At 68.9% G+C, this 23,482-nt stretch carries 18 protein-coding genes; 7 read left to right on the forward strand and 11 right to left on the reverse strand.

Going from position 1 to position 23,482, the window contains the following annotated elements:
* Positions 1-33: 33 nt before the first annotated feature.
* The 4 genes from ENSA7_RS11475 to ENSA7_RS11490 form a co-directional block, all read right to left on the reverse strand.
* Positions 34-981: a hypothetical protein gene (locus ENSA7_RS11475; protein ID WP_106089297.1), complete on the reverse strand. Its 948-nt coding sequence runs from the start codon at positions 979-981 to the stop codon at positions 34-36.
* A gap of 1 nt (position 982) precedes the next feature.
* Complete coding sequence (locus ENSA7_RS11480; RefSeq protein WP_146157585.1) at positions 983-1,699, reverse strand: hypothetical protein; 717 nt, start codon at positions 1,697-1,699, stop codon at positions 983-985.
* Between the two features lie 177 nt (positions 1,700-1,876).
* Positions 1,877-3,514: an L-glutamate gamma-semialdehyde dehydrogenase gene (gene pruA, locus ENSA7_RS11485; protein ID WP_106089299.1), complete on the reverse strand. Its 1,638-nt coding sequence runs from the start codon at positions 3,512-3,514 to the stop codon at positions 1,877-1,879.
* Between the two features lie 72 nt (positions 3,515-3,586).
* The gene (locus tag ENSA7_RS11490; RefSeq protein ID WP_146157586.1) at positions 3,587-4,267 is read right to left on the reverse strand and encodes an MYXO-CTERM sorting domain-containing protein; all 681 of its coding nucleotides are present in this window, start codon (positions 4,265-4,267) and stop codon (positions 3,587-3,589) included.
* A 286-nt stretch (positions 4,268-4,553) separates the two neighbouring features.
* Between ENSA7_RS11490 and ENSA7_RS11495 the strand changes: the two genes are divergently transcribed.
* Positions 4,554-6,167 carry an ABC-F family ATP-binding cassette domain-containing protein gene (locus ENSA7_RS11495; RefSeq protein WP_106089301.1) on the forward strand — a complete coding sequence of 538 codons (1,614 nt, stop codon included), beginning with the start codon at positions 4,554-4,556 and terminating at the stop codon, positions 6,165-6,167.
* Between the two features lie 96 nt (positions 6,168-6,263).
* On the opposite strand, the gene ENSA7_RS11500 is transcribed toward ENSA7_RS11495, so the two are convergent.
* Positions 6,264-8,435 (reverse strand): hypothetical protein, encoded by a 2,172-nt coding sequence (locus ENSA7_RS11500; protein ID WP_146157587.1) that lies wholly within the window; start codon positions 8,433-8,435, stop codon positions 6,264-6,266.
* A 136-nt stretch (positions 8,436-8,571) separates the two neighbouring features.
* Positions 8,572-10,605, reverse strand: coding sequence for a c-type cytochrome (locus ENSA7_RS11505; RefSeq protein ID WP_106089303.1), 2,034 nt, complete (start codon positions 10,603-10,605; stop codon positions 8,572-8,574).
* Positions 10,606-10,822: 217 nt separating this feature from the next.
* On the opposite strand from ENSA7_RS11505, the gene ENSA7_RS11510 reads away from it, so the two are divergent.
* The gene (locus tag ENSA7_RS11510; protein WP_106089304.1) at positions 10,823-11,044 is read left to right on the forward strand and encodes a hypothetical protein; all 222 of its coding nucleotides are present in this window, start codon (positions 10,823-10,825) and stop codon (positions 11,042-11,044) included.
* Between the two features lie 40 nt (positions 11,045-11,084).
* Here the strand turns inward: ENSA7_RS11510 and ENSA7_RS11515 are convergent, their stop codons facing one another.
* The 5 genes from ENSA7_RS11515 to ENSA7_RS11535 form a co-directional block, all read right to left on the reverse strand.
* Positions 11,085-12,026, reverse strand: coding sequence for a hypothetical protein (locus ENSA7_RS11515; RefSeq protein WP_106089305.1), 942 nt, complete (start codon positions 12,024-12,026; stop codon positions 11,085-11,087).
* The gene (locus ENSA7_RS11520; protein ID WP_106089306.1) at positions 12,023-12,964 is read right to left on the reverse strand and encodes a hypothetical protein; all 942 of its coding nucleotides are present in this window, start codon (positions 12,962-12,964) and stop codon (positions 12,023-12,025) included. The genes ENSA7_RS11515 and ENSA7_RS11520 overlap by 4 nt, the downstream gene beginning before the upstream one ends.
* 174 nt (positions 12,965-13,138) lie before the next feature.
* Positions 13,139-13,987: a nucleotidyl cyclase domain-containing protein gene (locus ENSA7_RS11525; protein WP_146157588.1), complete on the reverse strand. Its 849-nt coding sequence runs from the start codon at positions 13,985-13,987 to the stop codon at positions 13,139-13,141.
* A 79-nt stretch (positions 13,988-14,066) separates the two neighbouring features.
* Positions 14,067-15,614, reverse strand: coding sequence for an MFS transporter (locus ENSA7_RS11530; protein WP_181233648.1), 1,548 nt, complete (start codon positions 15,612-15,614; stop codon positions 14,067-14,069).
* Between the two features lie 24 nt (positions 15,615-15,638).
* Positions 15,639-17,105, reverse strand: a complete 1,467-nt coding sequence (locus tag ENSA7_RS11535; protein WP_106089309.1) for a hypothetical protein — start codon at positions 17,103-17,105, stop codon at positions 15,639-15,641.
* A gap of 322 nt (positions 17,106-17,427) precedes the next feature.
* Between ENSA7_RS11535 and ENSA7_RS11540 the strand changes: the two genes are divergently transcribed.
* The 5 genes from ENSA7_RS11540 to ENSA7_RS11560 all read left to right on the forward strand — a co-directional run bounded on the left by ENSA7_RS11540 (position 17,428) and on the right by ENSA7_RS11560 (position 23,469).
* Positions 17,428-18,984, forward strand: coding sequence for an SLC13 family permease (locus tag ENSA7_RS11540; RefSeq protein WP_106089310.1), 1,557 nt, complete (start codon positions 17,428-17,430; stop codon positions 18,982-18,984).
* A 235-nt stretch (positions 18,985-19,219) separates the two neighbouring features.
* Positions 19,220-20,956 (forward strand): thiamine pyrophosphate-binding protein, encoded by a 1,737-nt coding sequence (locus tag ENSA7_RS11545; RefSeq protein ID WP_106089311.1) that lies wholly within the window; start codon positions 19,220-19,222, stop codon positions 20,954-20,956.
* Positions 20,949-21,731, forward strand: a complete 783-nt coding sequence (locus ENSA7_RS11550; RefSeq protein ID WP_106089312.1) for a hypothetical protein — start codon at positions 20,949-20,951, stop codon at positions 21,729-21,731. Before ENSA7_RS11545 ends, ENSA7_RS11550 begins: the two co-directional genes overlap by 8 nt.
* Entirely contained in the window at positions 21,728-22,525 is a 798-nt protein-coding gene (locus ENSA7_RS11555) for a citrate/2-methylcitrate synthase (protein ID WP_146157590.1), read from the forward strand. The genes ENSA7_RS11550 and ENSA7_RS11555 overlap by 4 nt, the downstream gene beginning before the upstream one ends.
* Positions 22,526-22,668: 143 nt before the next feature.
* Positions 22,669-23,469: an SDR family NAD(P)-dependent oxidoreductase gene (locus ENSA7_RS11560; RefSeq protein WP_181233649.1), complete on the forward strand. Its 801-nt coding sequence runs from the start codon at positions 22,669-22,671 to the stop codon at positions 23,467-23,469.
* Positions 23,470-23,482: the final 13 nt, after the last annotated feature.

The following is a 23,482-nucleotide window of genomic DNA, read 5'->3' on the forward strand; positions in this document are numbered from 1 at the left end:
CACGCTAACACGCGCGCGGCGGCCGAGCTTGCGTCAGCCCCACTTGACCGGCAGTCCCTGGGTCAGCACGACCGTGGGGAACTGCTTTTGGGTCGCGAGCATGGCCATGACCACGTCGTTGATCGTCGAGTCGTCGCCGACGTCGATGATGATCGTGCCCTTGTTGGGGTGGCGCTTCTTGATCAGCACCATCTGCGCGGCCAGGTCCTTCCAGCCGACGCCCGAGATGTTGGACCCGAACCGAGGGTGCGCCGCGCTGATCGTGAACGCCTCGCCAGCCTCCAGCGTGACCCGCAGCGCCAGCGCGTTGTCACCCGGAGCCACCCGCATGCCGCCGGGCGGCAGCAGGTAGAACGGTCGCGCGCGCAGGCCCGCGTTGCTGCCGTTGACCAGCAGCGAGAAGTTGGGCGGCTCACCCGGGCGGGTCTCGGCGACCGCGTAGGCCAGCTCGACGAGGGTCTTGGCCGGGACGCTGGCTTCGACCCCGAACAACACCCGGCCGGGGACCTCGAGCACGTAGGTCTGGGCCTCCTCGAGGGCCTCCAGCCACACCCGCCGAAACGGGCTCCACAGCGAGGTCTTGCACCCGCTCTTGCACTCGCGCGAGGCCGGCCCTGGCGGGACGACGCCGTCGCTGAGCGCGAGGAGCTCCTCGTCGAACACCAGCAACTTCTGGGGCGTCACGGTCACGTAGATGCCCGCCTCGACGCTGCCGCCGTTGGCCAGCGGCAGGTTCTCTGAGCCAAACAGCGCGTTGATCTGGGTGAGCACGACCGTGTCGAAGCCCTGCAGGGTCTGGGGCGCGACCTGGGCTTGGATCAGATCCGCGAGCGAGGGCGGCTCGGGCAGCTGGGTCCCGGAATTGTCGAGCTCCACGTCGACGACCGCGGTCGCGTCGATCGTGTTCACCATGTCGATCATGCCGCCGCTGAGGGGACTCGCAGCCAGGAGCGCCGTGGTCAGTATCGCCAGCTTCGCCATGTTAAAATTCCTCGATCGGGATGGGGATCCAGCGGGTGTCGACGGTGCCCTCGCGGATCACCCCGAGCGTCGTCGTGTTGCTGACCGAGCGGTTGCGAATCCGGCCTTCGACGTGCTCGTCGACGAGCGGGCCGCCGTCGAGCCAGGCGGGCAGGCTGGTCAGCATCCCGACCACGACCTGGCGCTCGTCTTCCTTGGCCGTCGCCACCCAGATCTCGTAGGGATCGCCAAAGCAGGTCATGTGCACCAACCAGCCGTCGGCGAGGCCGTCGTCGGCTTCACTGGCCAACCCGTTCACCAGTTGCTCGAACTCGTCGCGCCACAGGCCGAGGCTCTTCATCCGGGTCTGCACATGGCTGACCACCCGCGGCAGCAGCTCGGCGATCGGCCGGGCCGACTCCGGGCTGCACTCGGCGCCACGCAGTGGTTCGCGGTAGCGCGCGGTCACGTTCACGAACCGATTTTGGACGGCGTAGGGATCACGGTGATGCTCGAGCTCGCGGCGCAGAGCCTGCAAGATCGAGGTTGGGGACCCCGCGCCGAGCCAGTGCAGCAGCGCGAACGCGTCCCACGAGCCCAGCTTGGGATCCAGGGTCACGCACCCGCCGCCCTCGCTCTCGACGCAGTGGACGAACGACGTGGCGGCCCGCTGGGCAGGCTCGGCCGGTCCGACGGTCTGGACCTCGCCGGTTTTGGGTTGACAGGCGGTGGTTGCCACCGCAGCGGCAACCACCAGGCCCATCGTGAGATGGTTTCGAGCTCGCCGCGCGAACCTATGCATGCTTCCTCCAGCCGCGTGAGCGGCTCCGTTCACGAGTAACAGCCGCACCCCAAATCCAGCAACAAAAGTGCTTTCAGGCTGGGTCCTTGGCGGGCCGCGAGCGGGTAGCCGTTGCTAGCCCATGAAGGGGTAGCGCCAGTCTCGCGGGGGGGCGAAGTTCTCTTTGATGGTCCGGGGTGACACCCAGCGGATCAGGTTCCACATGCTGCCGGCCTTGTCGTTGGTCCCGCTGGCCCGGCCGCCGCCGAACGGCTGCTGACCGACGACGGCGCCGGTCGGCTTGTCGTTGATGTAGAAGTTGCCGGCCGCGAACCGGAGCTGCTCGACCGCGGTGACCACGGCCGCCCGATCCTGAGCGAAGATCGCCCCGGTCAACGCGTAGGGGCTGCTCTCGTCACACAGCTGCAGGGTCTGCTCGAACTCGGCCTCGGGGTAGACGTAGATCGTCAAGATCGGACCGAACAGCTCCTCGACCATGGTCGGGTAGTCCGGCTCGTTGGCGACGATGATCGTGGGGCGCACGAAGTAGCCCTCGGAGTCGTCGTACTCGCCGCCGAGCACCTCTTTGACCTCGGAGCCGACGGCGGCCTTGGCCGCGTCGATCGCCGCTTTGTGATCCGCGAACGCGTTCTTGTCGATCACCGCGCCCATGAAATTCGAGAAGTCGCGGATATCGCCCATCGTCAGCTCGGCGATCCCGGCCGCGAGCCGCTCGCGCAGCGCTGGCCACAGGTTGTCGGGGATGTACGCGCGCGAGGCCGCCGAGCACTTTTGGCCCTGGTACTCGAACGCCCCGCGCAGCAGCGCCACGCTCAGGGTCTCGAGCTCGGCGCTGGGGTGGGCGACGACGAAGTCCTTGCCGCCGGTCTCCCCGACCAGCCGCGGGTACGCGCGGTAGCGATCGAGGTTGTCGCTGGCCTGGCGCCACAGGGTCTTGAAGGTGCTCGTCGAGCCCGTGAAGTGGATCCCGCCGAGCCGCGCGTCGCCCATGATGGTCGGCCCGACCACGCTCGACGAACCGGGCAGAAAGTTGATGACGCCCGGGGGCAGCCCCGCGGCCTCGAGCAGCTCCATGATGTAGTGACCCGAGAGGATCGCGGTCGAGGCTGGCTTCCAGATCACCGTGTTGCCGCACAAGGCGGGCGCGGACGGGAGGTTGCCGGCGATCGAGGTGAAGTTGAACGGCGTGATCGCAAACACGAAGCCGTCGAGCGGGCGGTACTCGGCGCGGTTCCAGACCGCCGACCCCGGCGAGTTCGGCTGCTCGGCGTAGATGCGCTCGAGGTAGTGGACGTTGAAGCGGAAGAAGTCGATGAGCTCGCAGGCCGAGTCGATCTCCGCCTGGTACACGGTCTTGCTCTGCCCGAGCATGGTCGAGGCGTTGAGCTGGTCGCGGAATTCGTCCTCGAGCAGCCGCGCCGCTCGCAAGAAGATCGCCGCGCGGTCCTCGAAGGGCAGCGCCGCCCACGGGCCGCGAGCGAGCTCGGCCTCGTGCAGGGCCTTGGCGACGTCGGCCTCGCCAGCCTGGTGGGCCAGCCCCGTCACGTGACTGTGACGGTGGGGCAGGACCATCTCGCGGGTGTTGCCGGTCCTGACCTTCTCGCCGCCGATCACCAGCGGGACTTCGATCTGCGTGGCGAGCTGCCGATCGAGCTCAATCTCGATGCGCGCGCGCTCGCGGCTGCCGGGAGCATAGTCACGCACCGGTTCATTGGCGGGCGTGGGGATCGGGGAAGAGCCGAACGACGACATACCCCCATGTACCAGGGTTTGACGCCCGCAGACACCTCGGTGGGCGTCGTTCAGCTACAGCTCGAGCTACCGCTACCGCTTCCGGCGGCGGGAGAACGCGAGCAGCAGGCCCAGGCCGAGCAGTGAGGCGAGGCCACCGCCGTGTGAGTCGGACACCGAGCAGCCCTTCTTGCCAGGGTGGATTGGGCCGGGCTCGGCTGGCTCGGGGCCGTTGGTGGCTGGCTCGACCGGCTGGATCGGCTCGGGCTCGGGATCGGCGGGGCCCGGGTCGGTGGTGGGCGTCTCTTCGTTGGGTTGATCGAGGGTGTCCGCGTTGGCGTCGAGCAAGGCGATGTCGTCGGCCGCGTCGGCCAACGCGGTGGTCCGCGAGCACAGGTTGTCGCGGGCCTGGCCCTGGTCGTCGATCCGCGCGTAGATCAACCACTCGCTGCCGGGATCTCCATACGCGCGGCCACACGCCGCGCTGTTGTCGGCGGTGTCGATGTTGATCTTCGCGTCGAGCTGGCCCTTGAAGGTGCGGATGACCTCGAACGTGAACACCTTGGTCTTCATCGCGTGTGGGCCCCCCTGGGGTCCGTCGGCGACGGCGAGCAGCTTGGCAGTGAACACCGCGTCCGAGTCGCGCGCGGCCTCGAGCGCGCCGGGCGTGCGAATGCAGGAGCAAGCCGTCGCCTCGGCTGGGGCCAGCAACAACGCGGGCGGGATCAGAGCGAGGGCGAGCACGCTAGCAGCGAAGAGTCGGCGCAGACGCATGACGGCAACCTACCACCTCCATGGCGAGCAGGCCCGATCTCCGGGCGGATCGTGGCCTGCGCCGGGATCGAGATCCGCGCGGACCGCCGTGAGCTGGCGCGGCACCACAGCGGTCCAGAACGAAGGGGCCCATGTGTTCGGCCTCGCCGGGCCTCGCGCGGCGGGGGGCGCCTTGAAACCGGTCGCGCCTTGACCTAAACAGGCCCCCGCGTGGACCCGCCGCGCACGAATGTCGTCCGCACGCGGGCCAGAGATCTGGTCTGCGCCGACAACAGAGTGAATTACTATGCTCACGGTTTCCGAAGTCACTAAGGCCTACGGCGGCAAGACCCTGTTCGAGGAGGTCTCCACGACCTTCGATCCGGGCAATCGTTACGGCCTGACCGGGGCCAACGGCGCCGGCAAGTCGACGTTCATGAAGATCCTCTCGGGCGACGTCGACCCGGACAAGGGCCACATCTCCGTGCCCCACAACGCGCGCATGAGCGTGCTGCACCAGGACCACTTCAAGTTCGAGGACTTCAGGGTTCGCGACGTGGTGATCATGGGCAACGACGTGCTGTGGAAGGCCCTGTCCGAGAAGGAGCAGCTGCTTCAGACCGTCGACTACGACAACCTGTCGGAAGAAGACGGCATGAAGCTGGCCACGCTCGAGATGACGATCGCCGAGCAAGAGGGCTACGACGCCGAGAACCGGGCCGAGGAGCTGCTGACCGGGCTCGGGATCCCCGCGGAAGATCACACCAACACCCTCGCGCAGGTCCAGGGCGGCCTGCGCCTGCGCGTGTTGCTGGCCCAGGCGCTGTTCGGCGATCCCGACATCCTGCTGCTCGACGAGCCCACCAACCACCTCGACATCGAGTCGATCCGGTGGCTCGAGGGCTTCTTGCTCAGCTACTCCGGCGTGCTGATCGTGATCTCGCACGATCGCCACTTCCTCAACCGCGTGTGCACCCACACCGCCGACGTCGACTACGAGAACATCATCCTCTACCCCGGCGGCTACGACCGGATGATGCAGCAAAAGGTCGCCTACCGGATCGCCGAAGAGAAGCAAAACGCCAGCAAGGCCAAGAAGATCGGCGACCTGCAGGAGTTCATTCGTCGGTTCGGCGCCAACGCCAAGAAGGCTTCGCAGGCCAGCTCGCGCAAGCGCGAGGTCTCGAAGATCAAGGTGTCGATGGCCGACCTCAAGCGCTCCAACATCGCGCGGCCGTTCATCCGGTTCGAGGTCGCCCGGCCCTCGGGCAAGCTCGTGCTCGAGGTCGAGCGCCTGTCCAAGAGCTTCGACGACCAGGTCGTGTTCAGCGACGTCTCGTTCACGCTGATGCGCGGCGACAAGCTCGCCGTCGTCGGCCCCAACGGCGTCGGCAAGTCGACCATGCTCAAGTGCCTGGCCTCGTTCTACGAGCCCGACCGCGGCAAGATCCGCCTGGGTCACGAGGTCACCGTCGGCTACATGCCGCAGGACCACGAGGACGGCCTGCAAAACGCCGAGGGCAAGACCGCCTACGAGTGGCTGCACCAGTGGGACATCAAGGCCTCCGTCGAGGAGGTTCGCGGGCTGCTCGGGCGCATGCTGTTCCCCAGCGAGGACGCCGAGAAGCCCGTCAGCGCGCTCTCGGGCGGCGAGACCGTGCGGCTGTTGATGTCAAAGCTGACCTTGACGCGCGACAACCTGTTGTTGCTCGACGAGCCGACCAACCACCTCGACCTCGAGTCGATCCGCGCGCTCGAGGAGTCGCTGGTCAAGTACGAGGGCACCCTGATCTTCGTGGCCCACGACCAGTCGCTGCTCGAAGAGGTCGCAACCTGCGTGCTGGACCTGCGACCCGACGGCAGCTGGGACTTCTTCCCCGGCGGCTACGCAGACTTCCTGCGCAAGACCGGCAAGGGCTAGGCTACTTTACCCCCAGACGGACCCGACTCGACACGTGCTCGGCTTCGCCTCCGCGCGCGTCGCCACCCTCGCTGCGCTCGGGTCCGTCTGGGGGTCTCACAACTCGCAGACGCTGAGCTGGTTGGTGAAGCCCTGCACGACCGGGGGCGTGCGCCGGACCTCGAAGGCCAGCCCGCAGCGGGCGGTCAGCGGGGTGCCATCACTGGCGTCGAGCACCACGCCGCCGCCGAGCGTCGCCGGGATCGCGAGCGCCTCGCTGGCGTCGGACCACGACATCCCGTTGATCGCGGGGATCGGCTGGGCCCACGCGGGCTGCAGACTACTGGCGTCGTAGACCGTGATCACCTGGCCGGGATCGCGCTGCTGGACGATCGCGATCCGCCGACCATCGCGGCTGGGGACCATCATCGTCACGAATCCGGCGGGCAGCTGCAGCTCCTCGCTGGTCTCGCCGCGCTCGATGTGCAGGGTGGGTCGGGAGCCGGTCGTGCGCACCCAGTAGACGGTCTCGTCCGCACCCACGCTGAACTGCTCGGGTACTCCGAAGCTCAGGGCCTCGCCGGTCGCCAGCGCAGCTTCGGTGTCGAGGCCGGGCCGCAGCTCGGCCAGGGTGAAATTGCGAAGCTTGCCGCTGCCGTCGATCGTCCACGCGCCCCAGCTGTCGAGCGGCTCACCGCGTGGCGCGAGCAGCCCAGCGAGGTTGGCGCTCGCGTGGGTGAGGTAGCGACCCCCAAACCGCCCGTCGGTGAGCTCGACGACGCTCGGGTTCTGCCACAGGTTGGTGCGGACGAACATCACGCCGTCGCCCTCGCCGTTGCGCCCGAGCTCCGCGAGCTGGATGTTGTTCCCGAGATCTGCCGCGCTGATGATCTCACCATCGCGCCAGCGCACGACCTGGGCGCCACCTGCCCAGTCGAGCATGACCAGCCGCTCTTCGTCGAGGAACTCGATGAAGCGCTGACCGAGCCCGCGGGTGCGGGGGATCTCCACGACCACGCGATCGCCCTGGCGGGTCTGCTCGACCGCGACGCGGTCGGTCAGCGCCCACGCCACGGTCAGCGCCGAGGGTGAGAGCGCGGCATCGGTCACGCTGATCTGCTCGTAGCCGAGGTAGGCGAGGTCGTCGGTGTCGAGCTGGTGGACCGCCAGCCAGTTGCTCGCAGGCGCGACCCTCAGGCCGGCCACGAAGGTCGCGGCGAGGTGATTGATCGTCGGGGTGCTGCGCAGGGCGACCAGCTCGACGTTGCGGTCTTGCAGATCCACGACGCGGCCGAGCCCGGTGCCGTCGTCGAGCAGCACCCGACCGCGGGGCAGCAGCCCAAACCGCGGCTGCACGCCGTTTGGGATCTGGCTGTTGACCGAGACCTGGCGGCCGTCCTCGAGCTGGATCGCGATCACCGTCCAGGTCGCGCCGCCGAGCCGCTGGCGCTGGATGAACACGGCCGCGCGCCCGTCGGGGGACACGCTGGGGTTGTCGCTCGTCGGCGGGGAGTCGAGGTGGATGGTCTGGCGGGGGCCCGCGAGCGCGAGCTTACCGTCGGTGATCGACAGCGGGAGCAGCTCGACGGCGAACCGGCCCTCGGCGCGGTCGAACTCGCCAGCGGTCAGCGCGATGACCTGCGGACCGCCCTCGGCGTGGGGGGCGATCCGCAGCGCGGCCGGCCGCAGCGAGGGCTGATCGAGGCGCGCGAGCTCGGTGCCGTGGTGGTCGAGCAGGCGCAGGACGTGGTCTCCGCCGACCGCGACGAGCTGCTTGCCACCCGGCATCACCACGATCTCCGTGATCGGATCTGTCGGCGTCAGGCTGGCCAGCGGCTGCATCTTGCCGGCCTTGTCGACGCCGACGATCCGCCCGCCGCCCGCCGCGTCGAGCAGCGCGAGCGTCCACCCACCCGCGCCGTCGGACGCCACCGCCATCGACCGTGGATCCTGGATGGGCACGATCAGGGGCTCGCGCGAGCCATCGAGGGCCGGCCACAGGCGCACGCCGCCGGTCGCGTCACGCGTGATCGCGGCGCCGCCGAGCGGATCGACGGCGACCATGGTGATCGCGGCGCCGTGCGGGACCCCGACGCTGGCGAACACGATCGGATCGCCGGTCGGCTCGGGCAGGTTCGCGTCTGGATCAGCGCCGTCGGGTGTGGACGCGTCGTCGGGATGCCGGCTCGCGCCGTCGCGCTTGCAGCCGCCGAGCAGGGTGGTCGCGGTCAGGGCCATGCAAGCCAGGCGAGCCAGGCGTGCGCGTGTGCGGACAGACGTCGAGGTCATCGTGGATCTCCGAGGATAGCGGCGCGCTCGCGGGCGCCCCAGCGTACCGGAGCGTCAGCCAGCGGAGAAAGCCAGGTCCCGGACCGGATCCCAGCCCAAGTCCCGGACCAGTTCCCAGCCGGGGATCGAGTCCCGCTCAGAGGCTCTCGAGGTAGGCGATCAGATCACCGAGCTGCCGCTCGTTCAGGTGGGCGGTCTGGCCCATGTCGTGGACGCTGCCCTTGTCGGTCAACAGCGCCCGCAGGGTTCGCGCGCTGCCATCGTGATAGTAGGGGGCGGTGTGGGCCAGCCCGATCAGCGACGGCGTGTCGACGCTGCCGATGTTGGTGGCGAGATCGTGCAGCTGTCCGTCGGCGAACTTGGGGCCGTCGTGGCAGGCCGAGCAGGCTGCCTCGGCGCTCTCGAACACCTCTTTGCCGCGCGCGATGGTCTTGGCGTCGTCGGCCGCGGGCGGCACCGGCTGCGGCAGGCTCTCGAGGAAGGCCTGCAGATCCGCGACCTCGCGGGGCCCGAGCCCCGAGCCGCCGAGCCGCCCGACGGTGTTGCTGAGGCTGGTCGGCAGGTCCGAGTCTTTGCCGTCCCACTTGAACGGATGTGAGCCCGCGACCCGGCCGGCGAGCAGCGGCGTCTGCAGGTTGTGCCCCTCGATCCGCCACGACAGCCCGTCGGTGCGACCCTCGGCGTGGCAGCTGGCGCAGGCCATGACCCCACCGGTGGAGATCCGGTGATCCTGGCCGCGGCGGAACAGCTCGGCGCCACGCTGGGCCGCCGCCGAGCGTGAGCTGGGCCCGAGCGAGTCCCCGAGCGGCATCGACGAGGGCACGCCCACGCTCTCGACCGTCGACAGATCCACGCGGACCAGCGAGCGATCGAGCTCGCAGTGAACGAACAGCTCCGCGCCGTCGACCGCAAGCCCGTCGGGCCCACACGCCCCATTCGCGCTCTGGGCGACGGTGATCCAGCTCATGTGGATCGACGACTGCGAGACCTCGGCGACCGCCATGATCTGATCGTTGCCGTAGCCGGCCAGGAACAGGGTGTCGGAGCCAGCGTCATAGGCGAGCGCGCGGGGCTGGTGCACGCCGATCTCGGCGAACGCGAGGCTGGGGGCGAAGCTGTTCTCGGCGTCGATCATCGCCATGCGGTGGGTGATCGGGGCCGTGAACCCGCCGCCGCCGCCGTAGGATCCGGTGTCTTCAAACCCATTGGACGGCAGGTGCGGGGTGCTGAGCTGGTGGGGCGCGATCGCCAGGTCGTTGCCGATGTAGCCGACCGCGTAGGTGTTGCGAGCGAAGCGAAGCCCCACGTCCTTCAGATCCGCGAGCGAGGGATCACCACCCATGAAGCGCGGCGCCTCGAAGCCTGCGTCGGCGTTCATGAACTCACCCGAGAACGGATCGGTGCCGACCCGGTGGGCCGGATCCAGGGTCACGTAGTCGACGCTGGGGCTGGTCCCGAGATCGACGCTCGCGACCGCGCCCGTGGTCAAGAACCCGACGATCGCGTGCTTGCCATCGGCTGCGACCGCGACCCCGCGGGGCTCGGCCGCCAGCGCGACGCGCCAGCGCGGGTGCATGGTCTGGGTGTCGAGCGCGACGAGCTCGTGATTGGCGACCGACGTGATGTAGATCGTCGCGCCGTCGGGGCTGAGCGCGAGGCCGTGCGGCTCGCGAACCGCCGCGCTGTCGAGCACCTCGAAGCTGCGCGCCCCGGCCCGCACTCGCACGACCTTGTTGGCCTGCCGATCCGCCACGTAGACCAGCTCGTGCTTGGGATCCGAGACCAGCTCGCCCGCGCCAACGCCAAACTCGAGGCTCGCGAGCTGCTCACCCGCGCGAGTGGTCCGAACCAGCTTGCCGCTGTCACGGTCGAGGGCCAGGACACCGTGCGCGTCGAGGGCCAAGGTGCCCCCGTGGCTGCCCGCGTGCGGCGTGACCGTGGGTGCCGTGGTCCCGCCGAGCGGCATGTCATCGAGGCGGAACTGCGCAACGCTGAACCCGAACCCTCCGTGGTCCATGAACGGCTCCTCGAACATCATGTCGTCGAATTCGACGTTCTGCATCGGCATCCGGCGACCCTGGGCCTCGTCGGGGTGGCCCAGGCCAAAGCCAAACGCGAGCGCGGCGAGGGAGAGGAGCGACACCGAGACCAGGGGCTTGCGCAGACTCATCGAGGCCCGTTGACGCTCCTGTGGCCGGTTTGTTTTCAGTTGTTGGTGCAAACTTGCACAGACAATTTGCGAGTTTTACACGCCCGTTACCGCGGACGCGCGAAACCGCGCAAAACCGCGTGGATCTCGTGATCGCGAGATCGGGGGCGCGTGAATTGCGGGCTGCGAAAGCGCGTTCGCGGGTGACCGCGGCAGGGGCATCGGGCAGGCTTTCGCGGTGGCAGACAAGGACGACGAGGCGGCACCGAGCGGGGGTCCACTGGCGTGGCTGAGCAAGCGCGCCGGACTGGTGATCCTGGTCATCATTGGCGCGATCGTCGGGCTGCGCCTGATGTCCTCGTGGATCAAGTGGCTGTTGATCGCGATGGTCGTCGGCGCGCTGGTCTATCTGGTCAAGAGCGCCATGGGTGACGAGTCGAGCTCGGATCAGTCCGAGTAGTCTGATCAGGTCTGATCAGGTCTGATCAAATCTGATCTGATCAGGGCTGATTCGGCAGCGCGCGCTGGATCGCAATGTGGGTCCCGACCGCCGCGGCCGCGGGTACACCCCACAAGATATTGCCGCGGAAGCCGACGAACACCTGCCCGCCCGCAGACACGCGAAATTTCTCGGGGATCTCCTCGCGGGCGAGCGGCGAGTCGTACTGACCGCCCACGATGATCGCCCCCCAGCCACCAATGTTGAGGCCGATGTCAGCCGTGATGCCGACCGGCGAGCGCCGGGTGCTGGTGATGTCGTTGTCTTCGCCAACGAGCTTGAAGCTGAGCGCCGAGCTGAACTCGAGCGCGGGCGACCACTTGCCGGTCCCAAACCAGTAGCGCAGCGCGACGCCCATGTTGCCCCACAGATCCTGGTTGTCGCTGGCGACGATCGCGACCTTGGGACCCAGGCTCAGGCGCGTGAATTTGTAGCTGCCGAGCGTCTGCACGTGGGCCGGGAAGTTGAGCCACAGATCGTAGGCGACGCGGGCCGAGTTCCAGTCGAAGAAGGCGCCGTTGACCGAGATGTTGCCCTGCCGCGCTCGGTAGGCGTAGGCCGTGGTCGCGACCAGCTCGACGCCGAATCCACAGCTGGGATCGGGGATCAGGCAGCGCCACTTGGGCTTGCGGGGCTCGACGCGTGGATCCGGCGGGACGCCGTAGCGCTCACGCAGCCGATCGATGTCGGCCTCGGTGTAGTAGGGCGGGCCGCTCGGACCCTCCACCGGGGTCACCGTCGCCGAGACGGCCGGCTCGTCGGGGGGCTCGTCGGGGGGCTCGGCGGCCGGCTCGGCGGCCGGCTCGACTGACGTCGGCGGCTCTGGTTGATCGAGCGGCTCGGGGGCGTCGGCAGGCGCGGCGTCGGAGGGCGTCGCGTCGGCAGGCGTCGCGTCGGCAGGCGGCGCGAGGCTGAGCCACAGCGGCAGCAGCCAGCCGATCACAGCGCCACCCCCCCAGCCACGAGGCCCAGCACGATCAGGGCGATCATGGGCCCGGTCGCGATCGCGTGACCACGCATGCCCATGAACACGCGGGTGTCACCGTCGAAGAAGTCGCCCGCCAGGTACACGCCACCCCAACCGCCAAAGCCGAGGCCGAGCTCGGCCTGCGTGCCCCAGTAGCGCCCCGTGAAGTCGAGCACCGAGCTGTTGGCGGCGCCGAGCGTGAAGTCCACGTGCAGCGCGTTGCGTTTTTGCGAGAGCCACAGCTGGTTGATCAGCCCCACGCGGTAGGTTCGGATCGCGTCGGTCTCGGCCACGCCGACGTTTGGATCTTCGGGATCGCGGTTGGTCGCGGTGATCGAGCCGGACGCCAGCGACCAGCTGCCGACCGCGCCGACGCCCCACTTGTGCCAGCGCTTCTTGGCCAGCACGACCGGGCGGAACGTGAACCCGCCGCGGACCCGGAACTGGGTGTAGGGCACGTCGAAGCCGCGCGCGCTGGTGATGACGTTGAGGCCGACGCCGACGTCGGCGTCGGCGATCAGCGAGGCCCCGCAGGCGCTGTCTTCGACGAAGCAAAACGTGCCGCCTGCGACCGACGCAAACGGGCGGTCGCGATCGGGCCGGTGGGCGTCGCCGGGGAATCGGACCTCGCTGACCGGCTCGGGCTCGTAGAACGGCCCGAAATCTTCGGGGACGATGAAGCCGACCTCTGGCTTTGGCCGGGGCGCGACGACGACGGGCGGCGGCCCGGACTCGTCTTCGGGCGGCGGCGCCTCGGTGTGGGTTGGGAGCGGCGCGAGGGCCCCGAATCCACCCGACGATCCGTCGTTGGGATCAGGCTCGGCGTTGGGGTCGACCTCGAGCTCACCGAACTCGCTGTCACTCGGCTGGTCTCTCGAGCTTGGCTCGACCGGCGTCTCCGGCGGAGCGAGCATGAGCGAGAGGCTGAGCAGTGGCGCGAGCAAGATCGTGGTCCCCCGATCGGGTCGGATCCGAGCGGCCGGGGGATACTACAGGATCTGGCGGCTCTGGGCACAGCCGGTCGAGATCCCGACCCCTGTCGAGCGCGGGCCAGGTCTCGAAGCTCGCGCGTGAGCGGCCCATCGAGCTCAGATCAGCGCGACGGCGAGCAACACGCCCCCGCCGGACTCGAGCGCCTGAGCGCTGGCCTGGTCGGCGCGGTCGATCGCGGCGCTGCCGGGCTCCTCGCCGCCAACTTGGGCCACGCCGAGGCCGACGCGGTTCAGCTCGATGCCCGCGAGCCGGGTCCGCACTCGGGTCGCCACGATCTCGCCGCCCGCGAGCGGGGTGTGGGGGAGCACGAAGATCCAGTGCCGCAGGTCCGCGCAGCCGAGATCGTCGACGCCGCGGACACAGCCGATCAAGGTCTCACCGACCGTCTGAACCAGCTCGTCGTCGTGCGCCTCGGATCCCGCTGGCATCTCGATCTGGACCGAGATGCACGACACGTCGTGCTTGTAGCGGCGGCCTCGCATCAGGGCTTCTTCGAGCCGGCCGTTGAGCTCGGGCATCGAGCGGATCCTCGAGCGCTGGGGCTGGCGTTGGCGCTGGGCCAGCTGGGCTTCGAGGTCGTCGATCTCGCGGTTGAGACGAACCTGCCCGCGACGCAGCCGGGCCTCGCTGCTGCGGTCGACGAGGACCAGCACGCCGCCAGCTGCACCGCCGACGTCGGGCACGTAGGCAGCGGCGAGCTCGTGGCCGACTCCATCGGCGCCGACGTGGCGAAACACGGGCGTCTGCGCGTCGACGGCCGCGCGCAGCTGATCGAGGGCCGGGAGCTCCTCGATCAACGCGGACGGCAGCTGCCCCGCGACACGCGGGGGCGCGCCAGCCAGGGCCAAGAACCCAGGCGACGCCGCGTCGATCGTGCCGTCCGCACGGATCACGCAGCACCCCCCTCCGGTCGCATCGATTAGCCTGTGCAGCTCTGCGCTCATGGCCGGCAGCGTAGCCCAGACGAGCGGGCCTTGGCGCGATCCATTACGCGCCCGCGCGAACTCGCGCCACGCTTCTGAATCACTCGGCGTCGGCCGACTCGCGCCTGTCGAGGTGCGGCACGAACGGGATCAACACCATCATCGGGATCGTGGCCAGGAACGTGAACCCGAAGTAGGTCGCAAACCCGAGCGCGTCGGCCAAAAACCCGCTGAGCACCCCGGCGACCGTGAAGCTCACGCTCATCAGCGCGCTGACGATCGCAAAGTGGCCAGCCTTGTGGCGAGGGTCGCAGGTCCGCATCAGGTAGACCATGAACGCCGCGGTCCCCAGCCCGGAGCCGAAATTCTCGGCGGCCAGCACCGCGGTCACGATCGTATCGGAGGTGGCGCCCGGGTCGGTGCTCATCGCCAGGCCCATGTACAGCAGGTTGAGCAAATTTTGCGCGAGCACGAACGGCCAGATCCACCGGCGGAGTCCGTCGCGGGCGATCAGGCGACCGCCGATGATCGTCCCCAGCAGCATCGCGATGGTCCCGGCCCCGCCCTGCATGGCCGCGTAGGACTCGAGCTCGAGCCCGACGACGTCGTCGAAGAACGGCCAGCTCATCTTGAGCAGGAACGACTCGCCGGTTCGAAACAGCAGCACGAAGGCCAGCATCAAGCCGATCTTGGGTTGCTCGAGGAAGCTGACGAAGGTGCTGGCGTAGCTCGACAGCCCCGCCTCGCCCGCCTCGCCCGCGGTCCTCATGCGCCGACGCAGGGCCGGGAGCGCGGCGAGCAAGGCCAACAAGCTCGCGAGCAGGGCGATCCCGATCCACCCGCCGACGCTGATCTTGGTCAGCCACGCGGGCGCGAGGCTCCGCCAGGCAGCCAGCAGCTGGGTGCCCACCGCCCACGAGCGCTCGAGCCCGTACAGGAGCGTCGCCGCGAGCAAGAACGGCAGCGTCCGCCAGCTCGCGAGCTTGGCCAGGGTCGTCCACGGCCGCCGCCGGGTCTCGCGATCGGGCAACAACCAGGTGTGGATCCCCAGCAGCAGCGCCATCACCAGCGCAGCCCCGAGCAGCCCCGCCGTCCATCCGAGCAGCGCACACAGGGCGATCAGCGGCCCCTTGACCAGCAGCCCGGCCACCTTGTAGGCGGCCGCGCGGTAGCCGACGAAGGTCGACTGATCCCGCTCGGACAGCAGCTCGAGGTAGTAGCCGTCGATCGCAATGTCGTGGGTGGCCGACAGCACGGCCAGCAGCAAGAACCCGGCCGCGAGCGCGGGCAGCGACGCCGAGCCGGCTGCGGCGAGCAGCCCGAGCAGCACGATCACGATCGTGATCGCGACCTCGCTCGCCAGCAGCCAGCGACGCTTGGTCTCGTAGTCGTCGACGAACGGACCCCACAAGAATTTGAGGTTCCACGGCAAGTGAAACAGCGAGGTCAGCCCCACCACCTGCAGCGACGCGCCGAGCTCCTTGAACAGGATGTCGGCCAGGTTGTTGACGATCGAGTAGGGGTAGCCCTCGGCGAAGTAGGTCGTCGACACCCACGCGTGCGCGCGACGCAAGCCGGTGGGCGCGGGCGCGGGTGCCTGTCCTGAACCTGTGAGCTCGTCGTTCACGCCCTCCGCGGGGGCTCGCACCCCTCGCAGGGGCTACCACGAAGCTCAACCGGCTCGTAGTTTCCGGCGCAGCGCGGCCTGTCCCGCGGCGATCGCCAGGACCAGCGCGGCGGCGGCGGCTCCGAGCGCGGGCCGATCAAAGGCTGGGGCCTCGTGCCAGGCCAGGAAGTGCCGCCAGACCAACAGCGTCGAGGCCAGCGCCAGCGCGGCAAGGGCCCCGCGGACCAGCGGGGTCGCGCGGGCCCAGGCGAGCCCGAGCCCGAGCGCGGCGAACGGGAGCAGCGGGATCAAGTAGCGGTGGTCTTCGGTGTTGCCACCAAACGGCGTGCGGTGCAGGGCCAGCATCACGATCCACGGCGAGAAGCCTGCGAGCGCGCGGATGACCGCGACCCGGGTCCGCGCCGTCGGGTCGCTCGAGCCGCGCTCGCGCCAGGCGATCAGCGGCACCGCGAGCAGCCCCGCCAGCGCGATCGGTGACTGGGCGAGCAGCCCCGCGCCGCGGCCGAGGCCCCACAGCGTCCAGATCCCGTCGAAGAAATTACCCGAGAAGGTCGAGCCGCGCTCGCGCGCGAACTCGAAGTTTTGCTGGTGGTCGTAGCCAACCTCGAGCACGCCGCCGAACGCCGCGTGGTGGTACGCGAGGGTCGCGACCACGACCGGGGCGGTGCCAAGCAACACCGCTGGCCACGCGCGGAAGTTGATCGCCAGCAAGCTCGCGGGGACGATCGCCAGCAGCAGCAGGTAGTCACACGAGATCGCCCACGCGCCCGCGAACCCGGTCAGCGCGCCGATCACCGCACGGCGTCGCGCGGCCCCGGCCGCGGGTCGGTCGTGGTCCGCGGCGAGCACCACGACGCCCAGCAAGAACCCCGCGACCGCCGTCGCGGCGCTGACGTGAGAGTAGAGCGCGCTCGAGTAGGGGCCCCACGCCGAGCCCAGGCCCAGGCACGACAGCGCGAACAGTCGCGGGCCGAGCCCCGCGAGCGACTCGTCAAACCGGCGCAGCATGGCCGCGACGAACAGCAGCCCGACCACCCCCACCAGCGCCGCGTGGATCGAGATCGCCAGCGAGGTCCCGATCAGCTTGGCGAGCTGCGGGCCGGCGACCCGAGCTCCCGCGCTCCGCTTCGCGTAGGTCGCGATGTAGGGGCCGGCGGCGGGCAGCGGCTCGACCGGACGGTTGGCCTGGGCCTGTCGCATCGCTCGCTCGAACATCGCGGGGTCGAGCTGGTCGCCGATGAAGACCCCAGCCAGGGCCGCGAAGGCCGTGCCGGGAGGACGGTCGGAGTAGGTGTGACCGCCGCGTTGGGCGAGATCGACCTCCAGCGTCAGCGCGCGATCGGGATCGATCTGCGTGTGTCCGCGGAGCACCAGCGCGCGGGCCAGGGCCAGGTGTGATCCGTCGTTGCTGCTCAGCAGGCCCGAGCTGTTGGCGAGCCACACGAACACCAGCAGCGCGAGCAGGGCTGGCAGGCGCCACGGTCGATCGAGATCTGGTTGGTCTGCGTTCATCGGCCGCGCTCGCAGATCTGTCACAGGCCGCTCGCGGTGCTCACCGGCCCCAGTATGCCTGCGAAAATTGAGCGTTTTTGTCCTGGAGACTTGGCGTGACCTGCGGACCCTCGCGCGGCTCACAATTCGGTCGGCTCGCGCAAATTTTTTTTCGAGCGCGAGCTCGCGGACGCCTGACCAAGCGTCCCGGATCGACCCACTAGAGGGCGTCGCAAACCTCCCCAGTCCGCGCTCGGTCCCCGCGCAGCCCCGTCGAGCGGCGCGGGAGCTGGCGCGATGGGTTTAATCGCTGCGCGACGGCGAAGATCGTTATCGTGCTCGCGTGACCGAGGGAGCCGACGCGCGAGCCCCAGCGATCCGGACCAGCGACGCCGAGGCTCGCTTCGATCGCACCCGCGCGAGGGTGGGGTTGGTGCTCGCGCCGCTGGCGCTGATCGTCCTGCTGTCGGTCCCGATGCCCGGCTCGAGCCCGGCCGCCCAGCGCGTGCTCGCGATCGCCGGCATGACCGTCGTGCTGTGGATCTCCGAGGCGATCCCGCTCGCGGTCTCAGCCCTGCTCGCGCCCGCGCTCGCGGTGATGATGGACGTGGCTCCGGCGCAGCAGGTCTTCGCCCCGTTCGCGCATCCGCTGATCTTCATGTTCATCGGCGGCTTCATCCTGGCCGAGGCGCTGTCCGTGCACGGCTTCGACCGACGTGCGGCGCTGTGGCTGCTGACGCGGAAATTCGTGCGGGGATCGCCTGCACGATCGATGGTCGTCGTCGCAGTCACCGCGTTCGGGTTCTCGATGTGGATCAACAACACGGCGACCACGGCCATGATGATCCCGATCGCGGTCGGCTTGTGCACGAGCATTCGCAAGCTGTGCCCCGCGGACCCCGAGGTCCTCGCCAAGCAGCGCCGGTTCGAAGAGGGCATGTTGATCTCGCTGGCCAGCGCCGCCTCGATTGGGGGTCTGTGCACCCCAATCGGCACGGCCCCCAACATGATCGCGGTCGCCGAGCTCGAGCACTTCGCCGGCGTGCGCATCGATTTTCTGCAGTGGATGAGCTTCGCCGTGCCGGTCAGCGTCGCGTCGCTGATCGTCATGCTGATCCTCGCGCGGCGCCGATGGCCGCCCGCGCTCGACTACGTGGAGGGCCTGACCGACTCGGTCGCGCGCGAGCTGGCCGCGCTGGGCCCGATGAGCCGAGCCGAGCGGCGGGCGGTCTGTGTATTTGGTGTTGCGCTGATCGGGTGGTTGACGCCTTCGTTGCTCAGGCTCGCGCTCGGCGAAGCCGCGCTGGCGACGGCCTGGGCCCAGCGGGCCTTGCCCGAAGGTGTTGTCGCCATGATCGCGGCCAGTTTGTTGTTTGTGGTCCCGTCGGACCCGCGCGCACGAGGCGACGCACCCGCGCTGATGACCTGGGCGAGCGCGACCAAGATCGACTGGGGAACCGTGTTCTTGTTGGGGGGTGGGCTGGCGCTCGGCGGCTTGGCGACCGACACGGGGCTCGCGGGCTCGATCGGGACCGCGGTCGACGCGGGGCTCGGTCAGAACGCCGCTCCGTTCCTGGTGCTGCTGGTGATCACGGCGGTCGTCATCACCCTCACCGAGCTGGTCAGCAACACGGCGACGGTCAGCATGCTGCTGCCGATCATCATCCCGCTCGGTGCTCAGGCTGGCGGAGATCCGGTCCCGTTGGTGCTCACGGCCACGTTCGCCGCGAGCTTCGCGTTCATGCTCCCCGTTGCGACGCCACCCAACGCGATCGCGTATGGCACCGGGCTCGTGCGACTGCCGAGCATGGTCAGCTTCGGCGCGCGCCTCAACCTCCTGGGTCTGGTGCTGCTCGTCGCCGCTGGGGCTTGGTTGCTGCCCGCGATCCGGATGTTGTGAGTGACGCGTCGCCACGCTCGATTTCGATCTGCGCGGTCGCGAAGTGCGACTCTGAACACACACCAGCGCCGAAGGTCCTACACCATAAAATGTGGTCAATGCAGGTGTGGCGATTTGCCCCACGCGAACAGTTGCTGGTCATTCCCAACAGAAAGCGATAGCATCCCGATATCCGGCGCGTAGCGGCAACCTGTGGCCGTACAGTCGCCTGGTCGCGTAAGGACGGAGAGATCCGATGAGTATCAATTCCTCCCACAAATTCGTGCCGCGAGCGGTACCCGCACAACGGGAGACCCGAGTTGCCGACCAGATCGCCGAGGTCCTGCTTCGTCACCGGATTGACCGTGTGTTCGGAATCCCGGGAGGCACCATTTCTCCGGTATTCGACGCCCTGTACGGTGCTGGCATCGAAATGGTGACTTGCCAGCACGAGACCATGGCCGTGTACGCAGCGGCCGGATACGCGCGGGCGACTGGCAGCCCCGGGGTCGTCGCGGTGACATCGGGCCCAGGTGCTCTCAATGCACTCACTGGTCTCGCATCCGCGGGTCGCGATGAGCTCCCAGTGATGGTGCTCTCGGGTGAGTCGGACATGGGAAATTTCGGGCGCTCACCGCTGCAAGATGGCAGCGCGTCGGGCCTCGATCTGATGACAATGGTCCGGCCGCTCACCAAGTTCGCCGAGCTCGCGCTGCGGCCCGAGCGGGCCCCGACGGTCGTCGATCAGGGGCTCTCGGTGATCAGTCAGCAACCGCACGGCGCCGCGTTCGTCAGCCTGCCCGTCAACCTCACGCACTCCTCGGTGCTGCCCTCGCGCATGCCCGCGCTGATCAGCCGCGGGCTCGAGCCAGACCTCGCCACGTGTCGTCAGATCGCCAACATGCTCGGCGGTACGGCCGACAGCGCGACCCGTCCGGCGATCATGCTGGGCATCGGCGCCAAGCGGGCCGGGGTCGGCCAGCTGGTGCTCGAGATCGCCGAGACCCTGCGGATCCCGGTGTTCACGGATATCGAGGGCAAGGGCGTGTTCCCCGAGAGCCACCCGCTGTCACTCGGTGTGTTCGGTGTCGGCAATCGCGGCAACGCCCACGCGTACATGTCCGAGCCGGTCGACTTGCTGCTCACGATCGGCTGTCGGTTCGACGACACCACGACCGCGGGCTACGCCGAGGTGCTGCGGCCCGAGTACGGCCAGATGATCCAGCTCGACCACGACCCGCATCGCATGGGTCGGTCCTACGCGCCGGACCTCGCAATGTGTGCAGACCTCGGTCGCACGCTCCAGCTGATTCAAGAATTACTTCCCACCCCGACGCCGCAGCTGATCTTGCAGCGCGATCGCGGGGCGCGGATGTTCCGGCCGCGACCCGAGCCGCCCGCAACCTTCGACAGCAAGGCGCCCCACGATCCCCGCATCATCGCGCCCGCGCTCAAAGAGGTCATCGGCCCCGACGCGGCCTACTGCTGCGACATCGGCAACCACATGTTGTTCACCGCGCAGAACCTCGCGGTCGAGCGGCCCGACGCGTTTTGGGTCTCGCTCGGGCTCGGCGGCATGGGCTCGGGCATCGGCACCGCGATCGGCATGCAGCTGGCGTACGGTCACCTCAGCCAGGTCGTGTGCGTGTGCGGCGACGGCAGCATGATGATGTGCGGCAACGAGCTGGCCACCTGTGCGCGCTACGGGATCCCGCTGATCGTCATCGTGTTCAACGATCGGCACCTCGGCATGGTCGACCAGGGCTTCCGCAGCCTCTACGGTCGCTCGCCCAACTTCCAGAACCCGGACATCGACTTCTCGTCCTACGGCCGCTCGCTCGGGCTCAACGCGGAGCGCCTGAACGACCTCGCGGATCTGCGCGGGATCATCGAGCAGTACCAGGGCAAGCCGCTGCTGATCGACGTGCCGATCGATCCGAACATCAGCACCTCGAACCCGCGGGTCGACATCCTCAGCAGCGGGCATGACTGAGCGGCCCGCCGCCAACAAGCCGTTCGAGGACGGCCCCGCCCAGCTGCTCCCGGCCCCCGACACGCTCGCCGGCCACGTGGTCGACTGGCGCGACGGGGGAGCGATCCACGGGGTCGGTGTGCTCGACGATCTCGCGGTCCACTACGCGCCGCACGAGGTGCTGCTGCTCGGGCTGACCGGCACCGAGCCCTCGAAGATCCACGGCCGGGCGTTTGGCGTCGCGCTCACGCTGATCTCGGCGAGCCACGTCGGCACCGCGCCCACGCACTCGGCGGTCCTCGCCCGGGTGTCGGGCGCCCCGACCTCCGGGATCATCGCAACCGCAGGGCTGGTCGCCGCGCGCGAGGCTGAGCACGTGCTCACGACCCACGAGGCGTTGATCACGTGGCTCGATCAGCACGATGGCCAGCTCGACCGCACGCCCGGCAGCTTCAGCGGCTGGGCGCAGCGCGACCCAAGCTGGCGGCGGCGTGTGCTCGACGCGAGCGGGCTCGATCTCCCCGCGCTGGATGTCGCGCGCGACGAGGCCTCGGCCGCGCTGATCGTGTTTCACCAGCTGGGCTTGCGAAGGCCGGCGCAGCTGGTCGCCGCCTGGTCGTGGGCACGGATGATCGGCTCGCTGGCCGAGTCGCTGGCCGAGCAGGGTCTGGACATTCGCAGCTACCCGCTGCGGCTCCCACACTATGACTACATTGAGGACGACACTGAGGACGTCATTGCGGACTCCACCCCAACCGACACCGACGACATTGGTGATTGCGCCGAGGTACCATGAGTCGACTTCCCACGCGGGTAGCGAAGACCGGTTGGGGTGACCATCGCTTTCAGGGCTACGCCGTGTATGCCGAGCTGCTGGGGCACACCTCGATCGGTCAGGTGCTGGCGCTGTGCATGGGCGTGCGGCTAGACGCCGAGCAGGGCGCGGTGCTCGACGAGATGTTCGTGAGCAGCTTGCTCGCTGACCCACACATCTGGCCGCTGAAGCTGTCTCGCGTGGCCGGGGCGCACGGCGGCTCGACGATGACCGGCCTCGCGGCCGGTCTGCTCGCCCTCGAGGGCAAGGTGACAGGCTCCGGGCCGGCCGGCCCCATGTCGGCGTGGCTGCACCGGCTCGTCGAGCTCGAGCCCAGCGCGGCGCGTGACGAGATCCAGGCGAGCGTGAGCTCGGGCCAGCGGCTGCCGGGCTTCGGGGTCCCGGCGCGAAAGGCTGACGAGCGAGTCATCGCGCTCACGCGTTGCCTGGTCGCGCGTGGACGCCACACGATGCCACATTGGGCGATGTGGGCGCAGATCGCCGAGCTCAGCCGCACGCGCGGCGTCGAGCCAAATATCGCCAGTGCCTTCAGCGCGGCCGCGCTCGATCTCGGTATACCCCCCGGTCGGGTCGAGCCGTTGTTTGCGATGGCGCTGCTGCCCTGTTTCTTGCCCAACGCCGTCGAGGGTGCCGAGCAACAGCCAGAGATCTTGCGCGAGGTCCCGCGTGAGGATCTCGAGTATCGGGGGGCACCCCGGCGACCAAGCCTTCGGGCCGCCGCGACGGGTGACCCAACATTGGATCCGCGAGTGTGAACACCACGCGCCTCGCAACATTGTCACCGCGGTCTGGGAATTTGGTAGCTATATACCAACCTGCAGGCTAAGGTGGATTCCCGTGGGCCCCGTGACCATGTGCCTCACGGGTCACGCTCATCGAGTCGGGGTTCGGTGTTGGTGTGCGCAATCTAAACCAGAAAGTCATCGTACTCACCGGAGCGAGCTCTGGCATTGGTCGCGCGACTGCCCTCGCGCTGGCAGCTGAGGGCGCCGTGCTGCATCTGGTCGCGCGGCGTGAGCAGCGGCTCGCAGAGGTCTGCAGCGAAGCGAACGCGCGAGGTGGCACCGCGACCGCGCACGCCTTTGATGTCCGCGACACCGAAGCGTTCGCGCGCATGGCCAGTCGAGTTCACGCCGACCATGGCCGGGTCGACGTATTGATCAACAACGCGGGGGTCGGCGCGACCAAGGCATTCCTGGAGACCACCGACGACGACTGGGCGTGGACCTTCGACACGAACTTCCACGCCGTCGTCCGAGGGATTCGCATGTTCCTTCCCACCATGATTGAGCATGGAGGCGGGACGATCGTGAACGTGGCCTCGCTCGCCGGGGTCATGGCCAACACCCTGGCAGCCTACTCCGCGTCCAAGTTCGCCGTCGTGGGCATGTCCGAGTCGCTGCTGCTCGAATACGGCGACAAGGGACTGAACGTCGTGGTCGTGTGCCCTGGTGTCATCTCCACGGAGATCGCCACCGCGTCAATCGACGCGGGGCGGACCAACGGCGTGATCGGGCCGTCGTTGCAGAAGTTGCTGGCCGCGCATGGAGCGGCGCCCGAGCAGGTCGCTCGGGATCTGGTCCGGGCGATCCGGCACCCACGCTTCATCGTTCCCACGCCGATGCATGCGACCGTGCTGCGCAGGGTTCACCGCATGTTCCCAGACCTGGCCCGGATGTTGACGCGCCGCCTGAGCTAGCGCGTCAGAGCTG

This window comes from Enhygromyxa salina (genome assembly GCF_002994635.1).
Lineage (GTDB): Bacteria > Myxococcota_A > Polyangia > Nannocystales > Nannocystaceae > Plesiocystis > Plesiocystis salina_B.

Coding starts and splice junctions, on each gene's coding strand:
- ENSA7_RS11495 (WP_106089301.1), top strand. CDS start 4,554: ATGCTCACGGTTTCCGAAGTCACTAAGGCCTACGGCGGCAAGACCCTG.
- ENSA7_RS11500 (WP_146157587.1), bottom strand. CDS start 8,435: ATGACCTCGACGTCTGTCCGCACACGCGCACGCCTGGCTCGCCTGGCT.
- ENSA7_RS11555 (WP_146157590.1), top strand. CDS start 21,728: ATGAGTCGACTTCCCACGCGGGTAGCGAAGACCGGTTGGGGTGACCAT.
- pruA (WP_106089299.1), bottom strand. CDS start 3,514: ATGTCGTCGTTCGGCTCTTCCCCGATCCCCACGCCCGCCAATGAACCG.
- ENSA7_RS11535 (WP_106089309.1), bottom strand. CDS start 17,105: ATGAACGCAGACCAACCAGATCTCGATCGACCGTGGCGCCTGCCAGCC.
- ENSA7_RS11475 (WP_106089297.1), bottom strand. CDS start 981: ATGGCGAAGCTGGCGATACTGACCACGGCGCTCCTGGCTGCGAGTCCC.
- ENSA7_RS11490 (WP_146157586.1), bottom strand. CDS start 4,267: ATGCGTCTGCGCCGACTCTTCGCTGCTAGCGTGCTCGCCCTCGCTCTG.
- ENSA7_RS11520 (WP_106089306.1), bottom strand. CDS start 12,964: ATGCTCGCTCCGCCGGAGACGCCGGTCGAGCCAAGCTCGAGAGACCAG.
- ENSA7_RS11525 (WP_146157588.1), bottom strand. CDS start 13,987: ATGAGCGCAGAGCTGCACAGGCTAATCGATGCGACCGGAGGGGGGTGC.
- ENSA7_RS11505 (WP_106089303.1), bottom strand. CDS start 10,605: ATGAGTCTGCGCAAGCCCCTGGTCTCGGTGTCGCTCCTCTCCCTCGCC.
- ENSA7_RS11550 (WP_106089312.1), top strand. CDS start 20,949: ATGACTGAGCGGCCCGCCGCCAACAAGCCGTTCGAGGACGGCCCCGCC.
- ENSA7_RS11545 (WP_106089311.1), top strand. CDS start 19,220: ATGAGTATCAATTCCTCCCACAAATTCGTGCCGCGAGCGGTACCCGCA.